We start from the raw sequence: 18,520 nt of genomic DNA, 5'->3' as shown, positions 1-18,520 counted from the left end.
AATTAAATAAATAATGAAAGGGGCTTGAATAAATTTACACTTCTTCATTTTTTTGATTTCTTATCTCAAAAAAAGCAGTGCCTTTTTAAGGCGCTGCTTTTGACTATTTATAACTTGGCATTTTCGTAATTTGCGCCACTCCTGAATCAATGGCTGCTTTTGCTACCGCTTTTGCAACACTTGGAACAACTCTTTTATCTAATGGATTTGGAATTACATAATTCGCATTACGTTCTTCGTCCGTAATTATGTTAGCGATCCCATATGCTGCCGCTAATTTCATCTCTTCTGTAATATCAGTCGCACGAACATCTAACGCACCACGGAATATTCCAGGGAACGCCAATACATTATTTACTTGATTCGAATAATCAGAACGTCCAGTTCCTACTACAGCTGCCCCAGCTGCTAATGCGTCCTCTGGGAATATTTCTGGGATTGGATTCGCCATTGCAAACACAATTTGTTTCTCGTTCATCGTCTGTATAAGTTCTTTCGTTAATACGTTTGGAGCAGATACACCGATGAAAATATCAGCTTGATGAATCGCTTCCTTTAATGTTCCACGTACATATTCTCGGTTTGTCTTCTTTGAAACTTCGATTTGCGCTTCGTTCATCCATGTTTCACCTTCACAAACAATACCTTCTAAACTAACTAACGTAATGTGTTTTGCGCCAGCTTTTAATAATAATTTTCCAATTGCAATTCCTGCCGAACCCGCACCGTTAATAACAATTTTCACATCGTCCATTTGTTTACTTACAACTTTTAATGCATTAATAACAGCTGCTAAAACAACAATAGCCGTCCCATGTTGATCATCATGAAATACAGGAATATTCGTTTCTTCTTTTAATCGTTTTTCAATTTCAAAACAGCGTGGTGCTGCAATATCCTCTAAATTAATACCTGCAAATGTAGGCTCTAGATTTTTCACAAGGGTAACGATTTCATCCACATCCGTCGTCCCTAAACATAACGGGAAAGCATCTACATTCGCAAACTTTTTAAATAAAATACTTTTCCCTTCCATAACAGGCATAGCCGCTTTCGGTCCAATATTCCCTAAACCAAGTACTGCTGTTCCATCTGAAACAACTGCAACCATATTTCCTCTTGCTGTATAGTCATACGCTGTTTCTTCATCTGCCGCAATTGCTTTGCAAGACTCCGCTACACCTGGTGTATAAGTCAGGCTTAAATCATCCGCTGTATTTACTTCTACCTTACTTGTAATCTCAATTTTCCCTACTAACTCTTTATGCAATAACAATGATCTTTCATTAATTTGATTTTCTAACATACTTATAATCTCCCCTTAATTTGACAAGCTAGCTATATGAATATAGCTAGCTTGTTTGATCATGAAAACATTGTTAATAAGATTGTCGCTGTTACAACCATTGCTGCCCCGCCTAAACGCGTCGAAATTTGCGCGAATGGCATTAATTCCATACGATTTGAAGCTGATAAAATAGCAACATCTCCAGTTCCACCTAAACCGCTATGACATCCAGTTACAATCGCTGATTCAACTGGATACATTTTCATCACTTTTCCTATAAGAAAACCTGACGCTACCATTGTAAGAACAACCGATGCACAAACAACAACATATCCTACAGAAAGAACTGCCGCTACGTCTTTTAACGGAATATATAGCAATCCTAAACCGACCATTAGCGGCCAAGTTAAATTCTTTGAAATAAATTTATATAAATGGAATGCTCCTTGTTCCATTTTTGCTGGCATTAATTTAAAGTATTTCACAAGTGCCGCTGAGAAAATCATAATGATTGCTCCTGGAATACCGATGAACTTAGAAGCAAATCCTCCAAAGATGAAGAACGTACACGCAATTAATAAACCTGCGCCCATTAATGAGAAGTCAATTGGCTTCTCTGTATTTTGTTCTTTTAATAACTCTGCTTGATTATCTGTTTTCACTAATACACCGTTACCACTAAGCTCAGGTCTCTTCTCACCTAAACGCTTCATATACCCTGCACTCACGATTGCAAACATATTCCCAATAATAGCTGCCGGAATAAGCTGTGATACAAACGTTGCTGATGATTCATTTAAAATATCACTATAAGCTAGCGACAATGGTAAAATCCCTTCCCCGATACCACCACTCACAATTGGTACGATGATAAAGAAAAATGTCTGCTTCATTTCAAATCCAAATAGTGAACCGACTAATAAGCCCACTGCTACAGAAGCTAACGTCCCTACTACTAAAGGAATAAACATACGAACGAAACCCTGCACTAACACTTTACGGTTCATTCCTAAAATACTTCCAACTACTAAACAAGAAATATATAAATATAAAAAGTTTGATTTTTTCATTAACATAGTCGCAGCTTCCATTGAAGCTGGATTCATCCAGTTAAAAAATACAAGTAACGATGGAATAAATAATGAGAGAATTGCTGGACCACCGATATTTTTTAAAATTGGAATTCTCATCCCAATGTCACCTAAGAAAATCCCCATAATCATAATAACTGCAAATCCACCAATCATATCTGCTGGTAATTTATTGTATACAGATGCTCCATAAATAATAGCAGCCAATACTACATATAACGGTAAAGGTATAACACCGATTTTAACGTTCATAATTTTAGAAGCGAAAGATTCACTTTTCAATTCATTGCCTTCAGAAAATGATACCGCTTCCACATTCTTTTGAATTCCCATATGGCACCCCCTTGTTTTCTTAATAACAATATTAAAACGCTTTCAATAGTAAAAATAGTTTTTGTAAGTTTTGTAATTGGTTTTGTAATTAAAAAAAGTATAAGCGACTTATAATAAGCCGCTTATACGTAAAAGTCTATTTTATTCCGGTCAATACACCTTAATTTACTCACCGGTCTTCCCACATTTTGATACACCATTTCATTCTCTAATACTCCGATTTCAGTCAAAAACATTACATACTTTCGAATAGAAACTCTCGAAACCCCTACTAATTGCGCCATTTCATCAGTTGTAAATGCTTGTCCATTAAGCGATTCGATTTTCTGCCAAATTAGTTGCAACGTTTGCTTTGTTAACCCTTTTGGAAGCCCTTTATAGTCAAAGGACTCTCTTTTTTCTTTTTGTAAAATTAACGAATCTAATTCCGATTGACTAATTTTTTGTTGTTCTTTCATGAAAGTAAATTTTTCTCGATACACAGTTAATGCTTCCTTAAAGCGTTCAAATGTAAATGGTTTAATTAGATAGTCTACAACTCCATATTGTAATGCTTTTTTAATACTTCCCATATCATGCACAGCTGAAATCATCATAATATCAATTTCTTTTTCTTGATTTCGAATATACATTAAAAGCTCAAATCCAGTCTCCTCAGGCATAAAAATATCAAGTAATATGAAGTCTACTCGTGACTTCTCTAATACTTCTATCGCTTCTTTAACTGAGTTAGCTGCATGGACAAGCTCAAATCCTCCCACTTGCTCTAAATAATGCGTATTTAACATCGCAACCATCGGATCATCTTCTACAATCAAAACTTTGATCATCTTATCTCTCATCCCTACTTTTAGGTATTTCAATCGTTATTGTCGTTCCCGTTCCTAACAATGAATGAACATAAATTTCCCCATTTATTCGCTGTATGCTTTCCTTTACAAGATGCAAACCATACCCCCGATTATCACCCTTTGTGGAATAACCTTTTATAAATAATGCATCAATTTCATCTTCTTTTATGCCTTTCCCTGTATCTTGTACTGTAATAATTAATGTATCCCCATATTGTATTCCAACTTCAACCTGTTTCTTCTCACAGTTCGTCACTGCGTCTAATGCATTATTAATTAAATTTCCGACAATGGTGATCAGTTCATGAATGATACGCTCATCATATATTTCTGGTAAATAAGAATCTTTTTTTATAATTAACTTTATATTTTTCTCTCTAGCATAACTAAGTTTACCTAGTAAAAATCCAGCGAATACTGGGCTTTGAATTTTTTTCATAATCCCCCCAATTTCATATTGATGCTCTGATACCATACTACTTACATATTTCTGCAATTCTTCATACTGCTTCATATGTGTTAACCCTAATACGACATGCATTTTATTCATAAATTCATGAGATTGAGCCCGTAATGCTTCCGCATATAGCCTAATACCAGTTAATTCTTCTGCTAATTTTCTAATTTCTGTTTTATCACGAAATGTTGCAATTGCACCAACTATTTCTCCTTTTACATATAAAGGAACACGATTAGTAACAATCGTAATCCCATAAATTTTTTGTTCTTCGTTTAATTGTACCTCTCCTGTTTGCAACACTTCTTTTATACGTGAATTCGGCATATACAATTCAACATCTTTACCAATAAAGTCTTCTTCAAGTCCACTTTTCTTAAATAATCGTTTTGCCTCATTATTTATTAAAGTTACATTCGCCTCTTTATCTACAGCAATAACACCTTCTTTCACCGACAGCAACATCGTATTTCTTTCTTCAAGAATTTTTGCTATCCTATGCGGCTCAAGACCAAATAAACTTTTCTTTATATGTCTAGCTAGCAATATTGCTCCTATAATCCCAACTAATACTCCAACTCCGACACCAATATAAATAATATGCCTACTTTGCTTAACTCTTTCTTTTACATTATCTGCTGAAATACCGACAGCTACTGCTCCAAGCTGTTCACCTGTTTCAGAAAATATTGGTACAAACACTCGCATTGAAATACCTAAAGTTCCTTCTGCTAGCGATACATGTTCCTTTCCTTTCAATGCAGGCCCTTCATCTCCCCCAATAAAATGATGACCTATTTTTTGAGGATCTGGATGTGATTTTCTTATTCCATTCATGTCCATAACTACAATAAATTGAACACCTGTGTTTTTTAATATTCTATTTGTATACGTTTGAATTGCAGAAGTATCTGCTTTCCCAATCAAACCATCGATTACAATCGAATCATTCGCCACAATATGTGCAATTGTTTTCGCTTTCTCTGCCTGGCTATCCTCCGTTGTCCGCTCTACATTATGACTAATTAATATATCTGTAACAAGTAAAGAAAAAATTACAACTGTACAAACTAACAATGTAATCGTTTTCCATAAATTCCATAGTCTTTTTCTTTTTTTCATCCCGTTAATGACTCCCCTAATTACTGAATATAAAAATAAGTAAGGTGATATTATTTTCACCTTACTTATTTGCTGTTATTATACTTTAAATTTACTAGTCATTGCTTGTAGTTCTTCGGCCATCTCAGCTAAGTTTTGCGAAGCCGAACTAATTTCTTCCATCGAATTTATTTGTTCTTCTGTTGAAACTGCAACACTTTGCATACTAGCTGTATTTTCTTCTGCAGCCGCTGCAATTTCATCAATAGCGTTTGTCACTTCATTTGCATCTCCAGCGATTCTCTTCGTTGTTTCTACCATTTGATTAACTTGAGAAACAATATGAGTAGTAGAACTTAAAATTTCTGTAAAACTTACTTTCGTTTTCGTTACAACATCTAAGCCCTGCTGAACTTCCCCACTCACATTATCCATTGCCTTAACAGTATGTTCAATATCAGCCTTAATTTCTGCAATTAAATTTGCAATCTCTCCAGATGATTCTCCTGATTGCTCTGCTAACTTTCTTACTTCATCTGCTACAATAGCAAAGCCTCGGCCCTGTTCCCCTGCTCTTGCTGCCTCAATAGCCGCATTTAAAGCTAATAAGTTCGTTTGAGTAGCAATGGTTTGAATTGCTTCAGAAATAGCTCCTACCTGCTTTGATTTCTCATCAAGAAGTTTAATAATAGCATCTGACTGGGATACCGACCTAGAAATAGACTGCATTTGTTTTGCGGTTTGTTCAACCAATTCTTCTCCCTCTTCAGCTCTTTCTCTCGCATGTAATGAGGAGATGGAAATTGACTCCGCGCTTCCAGTTACATTTTGAATTGCTGTATTTACTTGTTGTAATGTAGCCGCACCTTCTTCAACACCTTGGCTTTGTGATTCAGCCCCACCTGATACTTGTTCCATTGCAATTGTAATTTGATCTGTCGCATCATTCGCTTGCTGTACGCTCGCTGTTAATTCTTCTGCCGATGCTGCAACATGTTCTGCTGAAAAGCTAATTTGGGTAATCACATCTTGTAAAGAGGTAGACATTTCATTAAATGAATCCCCTAATTTTCCTATATCATCCTTGGAGTAAATAGTAATTTTTTCTGTCAAATCCCCTTACTAATTTTATGTGCCGATTCAGCTATTTTTCGTAATGGCCTTGTAATAGAATTTGTAATGAAATAAATTAATACACTACCAAATGCAATAGCGATAGCAATGACAATCAAAGTTTTATAAAACACTAGATTCGCAGCTTGGGTAATTTCTTCGTCAAACATAACTCCAACTATCTTCCATCCTGTTTTCTCATTTGTTGCAAAGATTAAATTCTTTCTATCAGCTTGTTCTGTATAAGATACATTTCCTTGTTTGTCTTCATAAATTGGTTTAATCCAAGGCTCAGTAACCTTTGAACCTGGTTTTCTAGATGGATGACTAACAATTTGCTTATTTTGATATGAAATAACTGCATAGCCTTTTTCACCAATGTTAATCATTTTTGAAACCTTTAGGATGTTATCCAAATTCAAGTTAATCCCTATAACACCTTTACCATCTTTTACTTCCTTAACAATTGTCACTACCATATTTTTTGTAGATGCTGATTGATACGGTGCAGTAACAATTACCTTTCCTTTATTTTCATGCGCTTCTTTATACCACGATCTATCTGTTGGATTATAGCCATCAGACATTTGAATAAATGGTTCTCTTATAAACTTTCCCGTCTGCGTTCCAATATAAATACCTTCTACTTCTGGATGAAGCTTTATATATTGTGCTAACTTCGTTCTTACTATTTCTTCTTGTCCATTTGGATATGTATCCTCTGTTAAGATTTCTGCAAAGTACGTCGCATCAACAAATTTCTCTTCTATATTTTGAGAAATAACAGTATTTAAAACTGAAATATTCTCCTTTGCTTTATCTGTCATTTGATGTTCAAAATTCGTTTTGGCAGTTTGATATGAAACACCACCGATAATAAGTCCTGGTATAGTTAAAATAATAAAAAATGAAATGATTAATTTTTTCTTGATACTCATACTTTTAACCCAATTGAATATATTTTGCATAATAAGCCTCCTTTATGTAATAGAACACTTGTGTAATTTTATACAATCAACATGTATAAAACAATATATAATGATAACATGTAATTTTTTCGTCAATTATGCATTTTTACATATTCACTGCTTCTAGGTATTTTAATGATAAAAATAAAAGAACTTTAGCATTATATATGGCTAAAGTTCTCTTGTTTCTTAACAACTTTTATTCAAAAAAACACATCCTACAAAATTCCTCTTATAATTCCTTAAATCTCTATCCTTCACCTTATAGCTATATTGTTAAAACTCTCCGTCCTAATTTATTTAGAGCTCTTTATATAACTAATTGCCTGACTCCCCATCTGTACCCACGCCTTTTCAAAATCTTCTCTCGATACACTGATATTCGGGCTTTCATTAAGTGGATCTCGAATATATACAGATTCCTTATCATACCCAATAAGTACAACACAATGTTCATTATAAGTAATAGAAACATCTCCACCATTTGTTTCCCATATAGTGAATTCCTCCTCATCTAGTGGGGCATATGTTGCATTTGTAATCATGACTACCGGTTGTCCTGATTTTACACTCTTATAAATTTCTTCTATACTTTTTCCTGTTAAATCTATAGCTTCATTCGGTAAATATTTTTTTGCTAATTGAAAAAGCGGTCCATGATATACACCGTATCCCGATTCAGAAAACGTATAAATGTTCCCCACAAATCCTTCATTCGGATTTCCTCTTACACCATCGTCTAAAAAATCTACCTTTTTGATGTCACTCGCTAATTTCATCTTATCTATAGAAACACCCGCATATTGTAACATCATCGCTAAACTTGTTACTTCGCAGCCTCTATCTAACTCTGGTAATTGCTGAATTAAAGGCACATTTGATAACATGACTTTTTCATCGTTATTACTAAACTCTATTCGTTTTTGACTTTGTATACTTGATAATAGTAATCCCTTTACTTTCTCCACATACTCTGTAATCCCATTTGTATATGCACCCCATACCCCTATACATAGTACGGACATACATATATACCACTTCCATTTTCGTATCACTCTCACGCCCTTTTTAATTCGTTAAATACGAATAAAACGCATCAGCATCTGTTTGAATCATCGGTACAAATTTTAATTCATTTCCTTTTTCAGGTTGTTCTCGTTTTATTTTTTCCGCTAGCTCTTGAATGCCTATATTCGTTCTATCCATATTAAGCTCATCTGCCATTTCTACTACTTTTTGTTCATTAATTTCTCTTAATACTTGATATATATCTTTGCCGTATAAATCAATATGATATTTTTTTGCTTCTCCCTGCACTTTTTGTTCGTACACTTCTTGTGCTAAATCTTCCATCTCTTTTCCTTTTTGAGAAATACCTAACTTTCCTGCTTCTTCTCTTACTTTCGTTCCATAGATTTCTTCCGCAATGTCTTCTATTTCTTTTCCATTTGTCGAAATACCTAATTTATCCGCTTCATCATTAATTTTAATCGTATTAATTTGAGTAATCAAATTCACAATCGATGTATTATCTATAGATATGCCTAGTTTTGACGCTTCTTGCTTCACTTTTGTTTCATAGATTTCTTCTGAAAGAGTTCCGACATCTTTTCCTTCTGCCGAAATACCTAATTGTTCTGCTTCTCTTCCTACCTCAGTCTCATGAATTTCTTTTTCTAACGTAATTTGTTCTTTCCCATCCGTTTCAATGCCTAACTTTTCCGCTTTTTCTTCCGTATGCATTGCATGTATTTTCCCATCATTTAATTGTTCTTTACTACGCTGCGTGTAATCTGTCTTTCCTTTTGTCATCCCAGAAGGAGAGGCCCCCCCTAATATACTTAAACTCATTACTCCAATAATGAATACCGTCATCATTTTCTTTTTCAATACTTCTTCCTCCTTCTCACGCTTTCTGTTTCCATCTTTCCCATAATTTTTTTAATACTATACATCAACTTCATCACCGTTAAAAATAACAGTATGATTCATCTAATTCATCCAAAAATATCTACTCCAACATCTCTTTCTATTACAAGTTTCCATGATGTAATACATGATACAAGTTGTTTCTTAACTTTCCCTTAAAAAAAGACGACCTTGTAAAAACAAGATCGTCTTCTCACTTATATTCTTTGGTTTTTAGGGAAAATCACTTCAAAACAAGTTCCTTCTTCCCATTTGCTCTCCACCGATATTTTCCCATAATGCTTTTCTACAATCCAATTAGCGATTGAAAGACCTAACCCAGCTCCTTCTGACATACTTCTTGCTTTATCTCCTTGATAAAAACGATCAAATAACTTTGGAATATCCACTTCTTTAACTCCTATCCCGTTATCCTTCACTTGTATGCGAATCGAACTACTCGTTTGCATACAAGTAATTTGAATATGTCCACCTTCATTCGTATACTTCATTGCATTATCTAGCAATATGACCATCAATTGATGAATTCTCTCTCTATCGCCAATAAACGATATGTCACGTTCTACTTTTAATATCATCTCTTTTTCTTGATAAGAAGCAATCTCTTTATATGGATCTACTATTTCTTCTAACAATTTATCCACTTCAAATGTTTTCTTATCCATCTCGATTTGATTAGAATCCGAACGTGCTAACAATAATAAATTGTTAACTAGTTTTGATAGCCGTCTACATTCCTTTGAAATTGTAGAAATATCCATCGCCTTTTCTTCTATCGTCGCAGATGGTGACTGGAATAATACATCTGTTTTTGATTGAATAACCGCAAGTGGTGTTCTTAATTCATGCGATGCGTCCGAAACGAACTGCTGCTGTTTCTCCCATGAATTTTGAATCGGTATGAGTGCTCTACCCGCTAGGAAAAAGCCGATTCCTATTGCACATAGACTTCCTATGCTGCAACCTATAACGAGAATTAAAAATAAAGTATTTATCATTTCTTTTTCGGCTGTTGTATCACGTACGATTTGCACAATTTGTCCGTCATCCTGAAACGCTAATGTTCTGAAATAATGCCCCTTTACTTCTATATCCTGAAGAACTCCTAATTTCTTTGGCGCAAAAGCTGGAATATTCTCTGTAAAAATAGAGAAAAATCTAGGGTTTTTCTCATCCATTGAGATTGTATTTCCCTTCCAGAACAACTTCATGACTCTTGGATCCCCAATTTGAATATTTTTCATGCCTCCCTTTGGAGGATTCTTAGATTTAACCCCATCTTTATATTCAATTATTTTTTCAAATGATTTATCTACTGCACCATAAATTCGATTATATGTGTATAAATAAATTATACTGCCTAATACCCCAATTAATACGATAAAAACTAATGAATTTACTATAGTCAAACGAATGCGTGTTTTTTGAAACATACTTCCCTTTTTCATTGTTCTTTTAATATATATCCAATACCACGAACAGTTTGAATATCTTTCTGATAACCGAATGGTTCTAATTTTTTACGTAAATGATGAACATACACTTCTACTATGGCTACTGTTGTATCCGAATCAAATCCCCAAACACGATCGAAAATTTGTTCACGCATTAAAATCTTCCCGCTATTTTGAATGAGATACTCTAGTAGCTCGTATTGTTTTAATGTCAGCTTAATACCTTGTCCATCTACTTGAATGTCTTTATCTTTTCCGAACAATTCAATTCCTTTATAGCGAATGGTCTGCTGTGTTGTTAAACTACCACTTCTGCGTAGTAATGCACGAATTCTCGCTTTTAATTCAGGGGCCTGAAACGGTTTAACAATATAATCATCTCCACCAAAGTCCAACCCTTTCACTCGATCTTCTAAAGAATCCCTCGCTGTCAAAAACAGGACTGGTGTTTCAATCTTTTCATCACGTATTTTTTGAATCACTTCAAAACCGTCCATTTCTGGCATCATCACATCAAGCAAAATGGCATCATATATATTCTGTAAAGCTAGAAATAATCCATCTTCTCCATTCAATGCTGTATCTACTTCAAATTCATCGCGTAAAATTTGTACGATAGACTCTAATAACGAGGCATTATCTTCTACTACAAGTAAGCGCATATTCTCACCTTCCACAATCTATTTCAACTCTCTTTATTATTGCATCTCTTCTCTTCATAACGAAATAATGTAATCATATTATGTAATTTCATTTTCAACTATTTCCTTCTAAAGTTTTGCTCGATATAAAATTTTGAACCTTTATTATAAAGGCTCTTTCTTAAATTTTGCTTAATAAAAAATTGAAAGAAATAAGATTCCTCTTATCTCTTTCAATTTTTTACTACATATACCTTTTTACTTGGCAACTCCAAACAATTTAACTGACCACCATACACAGCCCCGCCATCAATTCCAATAATACGATTACTACCAAAATACACTCCGCAATTCTCACTACCATGAAGCGTTTTTGTTTCCGTATGGCCAAATACAACAACCTTTTCGCCGCTATATCCATTATGAAATTCATTACGGATCCACATTAATGTATATGGTTCAGATTCAGAAACTCGGTTCATCGGCTCAACACCAGCATGTACAAAGATATACTCTTCTGTTTCAATGTAATGATCTAATTCTTGAATAAACGTTACATGTTCCTCTAATATATGAGATTGTAAAATCGGTTTTTGGAAGTTTTCCTCATTAACCGCAATGTCTTCTTCTACAAATCCATAGCTATATAACGTTTTATCTCCACCATTCCTTTTTACCCAATGGTTCCATGAACGTTCCTCATCAGTCGTTAACGCCTTGATCATCATATCTTCATGATTGCCCTTTAGAACGAGGGCTCCCTCTTCTTTTAACTCTTTTACCTTTTCAATTACTGCACGCGCATTTGGACCACGATCTACATAATCCCCTAATAAAATCAATTGATCCTGTCTTGCATCGTATTGAGCTTCTTCCAATAACTGTTCGAACTTTTCTATTTCTCCATGAATATCACTAATAACAAGTATTCTCTTCATTTCTTCTCCTTCTTTCTAAACCATTCTCTTTCTAATTATAGATTAAAATGAAGGAAATTTCTGAATACTAATCCGAAATAGCATTTATTACAAATAAAACTATTATCCTTACAACACTGTAAGTCTCTTGTCATCCAATTCGATAGTTGCAATCACTATATTTCTTTATACTAAAAGTAAGAAATGAAACAAAAAACAAGGAGAGATGAGATATGAAAAAAGTGATGGAAGTTGTAGTAGCAGTGGCAGAGGTTTTCGTAAATGGTAAACAAGTTGCAATGGAGTTAAACAAATAATGAAAAGGACAAGATTCTTTCTAGACCCTTTACTCATATAAAATAGATAAGAATTCATCATTTCTTTGATCCCTTATCTCCTTATAAAGAAAGCCGTATCCCTCATAAGGATACGGCTTTCTCTTATTTTTGATTCGTACGAGCTGAAATACTAATTGCTCTATCTGTTGTTTTTGCAGCTTCATCTAACGCTTCTTTACTATTTTTCCCGTCATACATTGCTTCTAATGCTTTTACAACTGCATCTCTTGATTCTGGGAATACACTAATTAATGCACCTTGAGTTGCTGGAGATTGCTTCGTTGCTTGTAATTGCTCTACCGTTACTTTTAACTGCGGATACTTTTCATACTGCTCTTTTACTAACGGCTCATTATATGCATCTGGATTAATTGAGAAATATCCTGTTGCAGTATGCCATTTTGCTTGTACATCTGGCTTCGTTAAATATTTCATAAAGTCCCAAGCACCTTGCTGCGTTTCTTCTGAAACCATATTCGTCATCCATAATGATGCACCGCCAATAACAACACCATTTTGTTTCGAATCTTCTGGATACGGAATATACGAAACGCCTACATTAAACTTAGATGCATCAATTAAATCACGAACACCAGCTGAAGAATCTAAATACATAGCAACTTGTCCAGACTGAAACGCAGCACGAATATCATCCCAACTTGCTCCATACTTTCCAAGTGCACCAGCTTTATTTAGTTCATCTAACATTCCAAATACTTTCTGTCCTTCTTTACCGTTAAATACCGCTTTCTTTGCAGCATCTTTACGGCCGTTTTCGTTGTCTACATATAAAGCACCTTGTGTCGCTAACAATTCTTCAAAGAACCAACCATAATTCAGCATTGAAAATCCATACTGTTTTACATTTCCACCTTCTTTAATCGTTAACTTTTTCGCCGCTTCTTTTAATTCTGCATATGTTTTCGGAGCTTTCTCTGGATCTAATCCAGCCTTTGCGAAAGCATCTTTATTATAAATTAATACTGGTGTAGATGAATTAAACGGCATAGAATACATTTTTTCATCAACTGAATAATAGTTCGTAATTGCTTTTTCTAATTTTGATGTATCGTACTTATCTTTTTTAATCCAGCTATCGATAGGCGTAATCTTTTTGCTATCAATCATATACTTCGTTGTAATTTCACTCGATTGAACAAGAGCTGGCGCTTCTTTCGTTGCAGACATCGTTTTAAATTTCGTTAAAGACTCTTCGTATGTTCCTTGGAACTCTGCCTTTATCTCGTATTTATTCTGCGACTTATTATAGTCTGCAACAAGCCCATCTAGTACACCTTGTGTTTTTCCACCCATTGCATGCCAGAAACGGATTACAGTTTTATCACCATTCTTTTCAACAGGAGCTACTTTTGCCTGTGCTTCAGGTTTCCCCTCTGTTTTACTATTTGAACAAGCTGCGCCGGTTAATGCCATTGTGGCTGCCATTAAAAGAGCAGCACTTTTTTTCAATAAACTCATCTCAATCCCACCTTTTCCTATGTATGCTTATTTAATTGCACCTTTTGTTAATCCTTTTTGTAATTGCTTTTGCCCTAAAAATAATAAAATCAATGTTGGAATGACGATAACCGTAACACCGGCCATTACACTGCCCCAATCAGTTGCAACTTCTTGAGATTGAAGCTGCTTTACACCAATTTGAACCGTTCTTACTTTTTCATCAGTGGTTACTAAAAGCGGCCACAAATACATATTCCACGTTGTTAAAAAGCTATATACTCCAAGAGTAATAAAACTCGTTTTACAATACGGCATTACTACGCTGAATAAAAACCTTACATTTCCAATACCTTCAATAAAAGCAGCTTCTTTCAGTTCATTCGGAAGCGTCATAAAATGTTGACGTAGTAAGAAAATACCGAAAGCTGTTGCAAAAAACGGCACCGTCATCCCAGCAAAACTATTAATCCATCCGAAGTTTTGAATCGTTAAAAAGTTCGGTACCATCGTTGCTTCCCACGGAATAAGCATTGTTGAAATAAACAAGAAGAAAATTAAGTTTCTACCTTTAAACTGAAGAAAAACAAAAGCATAAGCTGCTAAACTGGATACGATAAGTTGTCCAAGCATAACAACTGTCGATACAATTAAACTGTTATATAAGTATGTAAAAAGAGGTACTTTTTGAAAAATATTAATGAAATTATCAAAAGTAAATTGAGTTGGAAATAACCTTCTCATTTGAATATCGTCTGGTGTCATAAAGCTTATTAAAAACGCATACAGTACAGGAAAAAACACCATTACTGCACTAATAATGAGCAGCATGTATAATAGGAAATTTTGTTTCCACTGTTTAACGATCATTTATAATGCACCTTTCTCTCAGCAAACTTAAATTGAAGTAATGTAGCAATGAAAATGAAAATAAATAATACCATAGCTTGTGCACTTGCTGTTCCAAATTGATGATTCACAAATGCCTCTTTATAAATTGAATACACAATTAAATTCGTTGCATCATTCGGTCCACCGTGCGTTAAAATATCAATTTGTCCAAAGCTTTGGAACGCACTAATTAACGTTACTGTCACGATAAAGAATAAAGTTGGTGATAGCATCGGTAATGTGACGCGGCGAAGCTTATATAAATAACTAGCACCATCTATAGATGCACTCTCATATAAAGACGTATCAATATTTTGTAAACCACCTAATATAACTAAAAATGCAAATCCTGTATTCACCCAAACCGTTGTAACCGATACAGAAAACAGTGCCCATTCTGGACTCGTTAACCATGCGATTGCAGGAAGATTCATAGAGGCTAATATATTATTAAATAACCCTACACTTGGATGAAATAAAAATAGCCAAATCACTGCGCTAGCAGCTACTGATATTCCCATCGTTGAAGAAAACAGTACTCGGAATAACCCGATCCCTCTTACTTTTTCATTTGCAATTAATGCAAGAAATAAGGCGAATACAATGCTAGTAGGCACTGTATATAAAAACAAATAATAAAGTTGACTTTATACTTTTGTAGAAAGCAGGATCCGAAAATAAATATTGATAATTTTCTAAGCCAACGAAAAGATTAGCTTCTCCGTGTATATCTGTTAAATAAAAGCTATAGTAGATCGTCCTAAACAATGGATAGAAAAGAAAAATTGAAAATAACAAAATAGATGGCGCCAAAAACAATAATCCTATTCTTAAATCTTTCGTTCTGCCCCATAAATGCTTCTTTTTTGACACTGTTGTTTGAACTGGTAACTTACCTACTTCAATCATTATTTCGCCACCACTTTCAACTCTTCTTCAGCTACCACTTTTAATCTTTCATTCGTATTTTGGTGAAAGAAGCATAGTTTTTCTTGCGAGAATAATAATTTTACTTTGTCACCTTTGTTCAGGAGTAACTGTCCGATGACTTTCGCACTCCAAGTTGTTCCATTTACCGCAAAGTTTAATATAGATTCATTCCCTAATACTTCTACAGATTGCAGCGTAACTTCTTGTCCTTCCTCAGACAGTGCAATATGCTCAGGACGCATGCCGATTCGAATTATTCCTTCTGGTAATTGCTTTAACTGTCCAATAGATAATGGAATTTGCAATTGCCCTATATGTAATATGCCTTTTTCTTTATCCACTTCCCCATCATTTATATTCATAGAAGGAGAACCTATAAAACTTGCAACAAATTCGTTTGCTGGTTCGTTATATATATCAAGCGGTGTTCCAACTTGTTGTATAGTTCCTTTATTTAAAACCATAATACGATCTCCCATAGTCATTGCTTCTATTTGATCGTGAGTAACGTAAATCATCGTAATTCCTAATCGTTGCTGAATTTCTCTAATTTCAATCCTCATCTGTGCACGTAATTTCGCATCTAAATTCGAAAGTGGTTCATCCATTAAACAAATCGGTGCTTGACTGACGATGGCCCTAGCAAGTGCAACACGCTGTCTTTGCCCACCTGATAGTTGCCCAGGCTTCATTTTGACATATTCCTTCAACCCTACCATCTCAACAGCTTCCATCAATCGTTTTTGTCGTTCTTCTTTCTGTACTTTTCTTACCTTAAGTCCAAATAAAATATTTTCTTCTACAGATAAATGTGGGTATAACGCATAATTTTGAAATACCATTGATAGATTACGGTCTTTCGGCTCTAAATCATTTGCAACACGTTCATTAATAATTAAATCTCCCGAAGAAATTTCTTCTAAACCAGCCAGCATTCGTAATAATGTACTTTTTCCACATCCCGAAGGTCCAACTAAAACAAAAAATTCTCCTCTTTTAATATGAACTGATACGTCTTTAACTGCTGTCTCTTCCGCATTTTTATATACCTTTGAAACATTTTTCAATTCAATCACAAGGTTGCACTCCTTTTTTCTTCTTGTATCCACACTTCATAATGACTCGTTGAAATTGCACTTGCTCCTGCACGAATTGCGATTTCTGCATCCTCTCGCGTTTGAATCAGCCCACCTGCAATAATAGGGAATTTTATTTCCTCCGCTAGCTGTTTAATAATAGAAGGCATAATGCCAGGCATAATCTCTACTGCATTCGGTTTAGTCGTTTTACAATTTTCAATTGATTTTGTAAGAGATAAAGTATCAACAATAAAAATGCGTTGAATCGTTTTCAATCCAATTTTATTGGCATTTCGAATTGTCGATCCCTTTGTCGAAATAATACCTTGTGCTCCGATAACATCTTGAATATATAAAAGTGCTTCCTCTGTGTTCGTATTTAAGCCTTGTATAAAATCACAATGAAGAATACATCGTGTCCATGTTTCTGTAGTTCATATACACGCTCTGGTAACTCCAGCATTGAACCAGTCATAAGAAAAACTGTTTTCGGTAATTTTTTGTATGTTTTGTACCCTTTCCAATCCTTTATCATCGCAATATAAGGTTCTTTAAACATTTATTCCACCTAGCTTTTCTATTTTTATCCAAACTAAAAACACCTACTTACATAGAACACCTTTCTCCTTATTTGAACTCTAGGGAATAGAGCACACTTAAGAAAGCGGCACGTTATATGTAAGCGGGTGTTCTCAAATGTTCTCTACCCTAGTTATTATGTTACCTTTACTATATTACGCATTTATTAAGTCAGTTTTGATAAATTGTTAATTAGATGTTAATCGAATGTTAATATTCACCATATTACTTTTACAATAATCTAGATATGCGAATAAACTCCAACAGCAAACAACTGTGTTTAAAATTTAAGTGATATGCAAATTCATTCCATAATTAATCAATTCTAGTTTTCTTGCCACTGCTTGCGAAGCAAAGTTATCCCAAGAAGTACTATAAAGCGGAATGCGCTTTTCCTCTTGTATTGATAGTGCCCAGGCTGTAACGACATCAGCACCATATCCATTCCCTTGAAACTCCACTAAAGTTTCCACACTTGCCTCAGCAGCTACGGGCGTACTTCTGGCACTGCAACATATAGAAACTACCTTTTCATTTTTTACAATTGCAAAATAAGGTTGCCTCCATTCCATCTGTTCTATTAGATTAGAAAAATTTTCTCGCAAAAGCTCTTTATTCTTCTCTGTTATTTGTATTGTTCTAGTTGGCTTATGTAAATTATTAGGGAACATGAAAGCAGGACCCACCCAAATATTCTCCACCGTTCTCTCTTCATTTAATACTTTAATGATCTTTGCTATCTCAATGTGATTTGAGCATTCTCGAATTAATTTCTCAATCTTACTTATCATTTCACCATGCAGTTTATAATGATACCTCGTTATATTCCCTTCACGAGTTCTGCTAAGAAAAAAACGTGGTGCTTTCAGATTTCCATTTTCATTTACACACTTTATTCTTCCTACTTGATTATGAACAAATAAAACTTCTGCCTGAATTGCTATTAACTCAAGTTCTGAAAATCGCATTTATACCCTCCTTAATTACTATTTGTAGCCTTCTCGATATAGCATCCATCCATTTTTTCAAAACAAAAATCCCATTTAAATACACATTACTGAATCCATCATACTAAAATGACTTCTTCATTCTGTCTATCTAA

At 34.5% G+C, this 18,520-nt stretch carries 15 protein-coding genes and 3 pseudogenes; all 18 read right to left on the bottom strand.

All coding sequences use genetic code 11. The features are described 5' to 3' along the window. Positions 1-103: 103 nt before the first annotated feature. The gene (locus AC1DKZ_RS25415; protein WP_476997297.1) at positions 104-1,306 is read right to left on the bottom strand and encodes an NAD(P)-dependent malic enzyme; all 1,203 of its coding nucleotides are present in this window, start codon (positions 1,304-1,306) and stop codon (positions 104-106) included. Between the two features lie 59 nt (positions 1,307-1,365). Further along, positions 1,366-2,712 (bottom strand): 2-hydroxycarboxylate transporter family protein, encoded by a 1,347-nt coding sequence (locus AC1DKZ_RS25410; protein WP_016093372.1) that lies wholly within the window; start codon positions 2,710-2,712, stop codon positions 1,366-1,368. 122 nt (positions 2,713-2,834) lie between these two features. Next, complete coding sequence (locus tag AC1DKZ_RS25405) at positions 2,835-3,542, bottom strand: response regulator (RefSeq protein ID WP_431182340.1); 708 nt, start codon at positions 3,540-3,542, stop codon at positions 2,835-2,837. Position 3,543: 1 nt separating this feature from the next. Next, positions 3,544-5,142, bottom strand: coding sequence for a sensor histidine kinase (locus AC1DKZ_RS25400; RefSeq protein ID WP_476997296.1), 1,599 nt, complete (start codon positions 5,140-5,142; stop codon positions 3,544-3,546). 78 nt (positions 5,143-5,220) lie between these two features. Further along, positions 5,221-6,039 (bottom strand): methyl-accepting chemotaxis protein, encoded by an 819-nt coding sequence (locus tag AC1DKZ_RS25395; protein WP_476997304.1) that lies wholly within the window; start codon positions 6,037-6,039, stop codon positions 5,221-5,223. 150 nt (positions 6,040-6,189) lie between these two features. Then, positions 6,190-6,234 (bottom strand): annotated as a pseudogene (locus AC1DKZ_RS25390) (hypothetical protein); the annotation flags it as partial. Beyond that, the gene (locus AC1DKZ_RS25385) at positions 6,231-7,202 is read right to left on the bottom strand and encodes a cache domain-containing sensor histidine kinase (RefSeq protein WP_476997295.1); all 972 of its coding nucleotides are present in this window, start codon (positions 7,200-7,202) and stop codon (positions 6,231-6,233) included. The pseudogene AC1DKZ_RS25390 and the gene AC1DKZ_RS25385, both read right to left, overlap by 4 nt. A 296-nt stretch (positions 7,203-7,498) precedes the next feature. Then, positions 7,499-8,227, bottom strand: a complete 729-nt coding sequence (locus tag AC1DKZ_RS25380; RefSeq protein ID WP_431182338.1) for a C39 family peptidase — start codon at positions 8,225-8,227, stop codon at positions 7,499-7,501. Between the two features lie 43 nt (positions 8,228-8,270). After that, positions 8,271-9,092, bottom strand: coding sequence for a transporter (locus AC1DKZ_RS25375; protein ID WP_219300281.1), 822 nt, complete (start codon positions 9,090-9,092; stop codon positions 8,271-8,273). Positions 9,093-9,328: 236 nt separating this feature from the next. Next, positions 9,329-10,579, bottom strand: a complete 1,251-nt coding sequence (locus AC1DKZ_RS25370) for a sensor histidine kinase (RefSeq protein ID WP_476997294.1) — start codon at positions 10,577-10,579, stop codon at positions 9,329-9,331. Further along, the gene (locus AC1DKZ_RS25365) at positions 10,576-11,247 is read right to left on the bottom strand and encodes a response regulator transcription factor (protein ID WP_113937945.1); all 672 of its coding nucleotides are present in this window, start codon (positions 11,245-11,247) and stop codon (positions 10,576-10,578) included. Before AC1DKZ_RS25365 ends, AC1DKZ_RS25370 begins: the two co-directional genes overlap by 4 nt. A 212-nt stretch (positions 11,248-11,459) precedes the next feature. Then, positions 11,460-12,164: a metallophosphoesterase family protein gene (locus AC1DKZ_RS25360; protein WP_219300285.1), complete on the bottom strand. Its 705-nt coding sequence runs from the start codon at positions 12,162-12,164 to the stop codon at positions 11,460-11,462. A gap of 419 nt (positions 12,165-12,583) precedes the next feature. Beyond that, entirely contained in the window at positions 12,584-13,960 is a 1,377-nt protein-coding gene (locus AC1DKZ_RS25355) for an ABC transporter substrate-binding protein (RefSeq protein ID WP_404448655.1), read from the bottom strand. A gap of 27 nt (positions 13,961-13,987) precedes the next feature. Further along, positions 13,988-14,809, bottom strand: coding sequence for a carbohydrate ABC transporter permease (locus AC1DKZ_RS25350; protein ID WP_113937864.1), 822 nt, complete (start codon positions 14,807-14,809; stop codon positions 13,988-13,990). After that, positions 14,806-15,739, bottom strand: a pseudogene (locus tag AC1DKZ_RS25345) (carbohydrate ABC transporter permease). Before AC1DKZ_RS25345 ends, AC1DKZ_RS25350 begins: the two are co-directional and overlap by 4 nt. After that, on the bottom strand, positions 15,739-16,836 hold the full coding sequence (locus AC1DKZ_RS25340) for an ABC transporter ATP-binding protein (RefSeq protein ID WP_476997293.1): 1,098 nt from the start codon (positions 16,834-16,836) through the stop codon (positions 15,739-15,741). Before AC1DKZ_RS25340 ends, AC1DKZ_RS25345 begins: the two are co-directional and overlap by 1 nt. After that, positions 16,833-17,398: pseudogene (locus AC1DKZ_RS25335) on the bottom strand (glycerol-3-phosphate responsive antiterminator). The gene AC1DKZ_RS25340 and the pseudogene AC1DKZ_RS25335 overlap by 4 nt, the downstream one beginning before the upstream one ends. 307 nt (positions 17,399-17,705) lie before the next feature. Then, positions 17,706-18,386 (bottom strand): GNAT family N-acetyltransferase, encoded by a 681-nt coding sequence (locus AC1DKZ_RS25330; RefSeq protein WP_404448661.1) that lies wholly within the window; start codon positions 18,384-18,386, stop codon positions 17,706-17,708. Between the last annotated feature and the right edge of the window lie 134 nt (positions 18,387-18,520).

The organism is Bacillus sp. 05T21, from assembly GCF_056396785.1.
This window is presented reverse-complemented; position numbering and strand designations above follow the sequence as displayed.

Bases quoted from the DNA above. Each gene is read 5' to 3' on its own strand.
- AC1DKZ_RS25330 (WP_404448661.1), bottom strand. From the start codon at position 18,386: ATGCGATTTTCAGAACTTGAGTTAATAGCAATTCAGGCAGAAGTTTTA.
- AC1DKZ_RS25360 (WP_219300285.1), bottom strand. From the start codon at position 12,164: ATGAAGAGAATACTTGTTATTAGTGATATTCATGGAGAAATAGAAAAG.
- AC1DKZ_RS25385 (WP_476997295.1), bottom strand. From the start codon at position 7,202: ATGCAAAATATATTCAATTGGGTTAAAAGTATGAGTATCAAGAAAAAA.
- AC1DKZ_RS25395 (WP_476997304.1), bottom strand. From the start codon at position 6,039: ATGGAACAAGTATCAGGTGGGGCTGAATCACAAAGCCAAGGTGTTGAA.
- AC1DKZ_RS25380 (WP_431182338.1), bottom strand. From the start codon at position 8,227: ATGTCCGTACTATGTATAGGGGTATGGGGTGCATATACAAATGGGATT.
- AC1DKZ_RS25370 (WP_476997294.1), bottom strand. From the start codon at position 10,579: ATGAAAAAGGGAAGTATGTTTCAAAAAACACGCATTCGTTTGACTATA.
- AC1DKZ_RS25400 (WP_476997296.1), bottom strand. From the start codon at position 5,142: ATGAAAAAAAGAAAAAGACTATGGAATTTATGGAAAACGATTACATTG.
- AC1DKZ_RS25350 (WP_113937864.1), bottom strand. From the start codon at position 14,809: ATGATCGTTAAACAGTGGAAACAAAATTTCCTATTATACATGCTGCTC.
- AC1DKZ_RS25415 (WP_476997297.1), bottom strand. From the start codon at position 1,306: ATGTTAGAAAATCAAATTAATGAAAGATCATTGTTATTGCATAAAGAG.
- AC1DKZ_RS25365 (WP_113937945.1), bottom strand. From the start codon at position 11,247: ATGCGCTTACTTGTAGTAGAAGATAATGCCTCGTTATTAGAGTCTATC.
- AC1DKZ_RS25355 (WP_404448655.1), bottom strand. From the start codon at position 13,960: ATGAGTTTATTGAAAAAAAGTGCTGCTCTTTTAATGGCAGCCACAATG.
- AC1DKZ_RS25410 (WP_016093372.1), bottom strand. From the start codon at position 2,712: ATGGGAATTCAAAAGAATGTGGAAGCGGTATCATTTTCTGAAGGCAAT.
- AC1DKZ_RS25405 (WP_431182340.1), bottom strand. From the start codon at position 3,542: ATGATCAAAGTTTTGATTGTAGAAGATGATCCGATGGTTGCGATGTTA.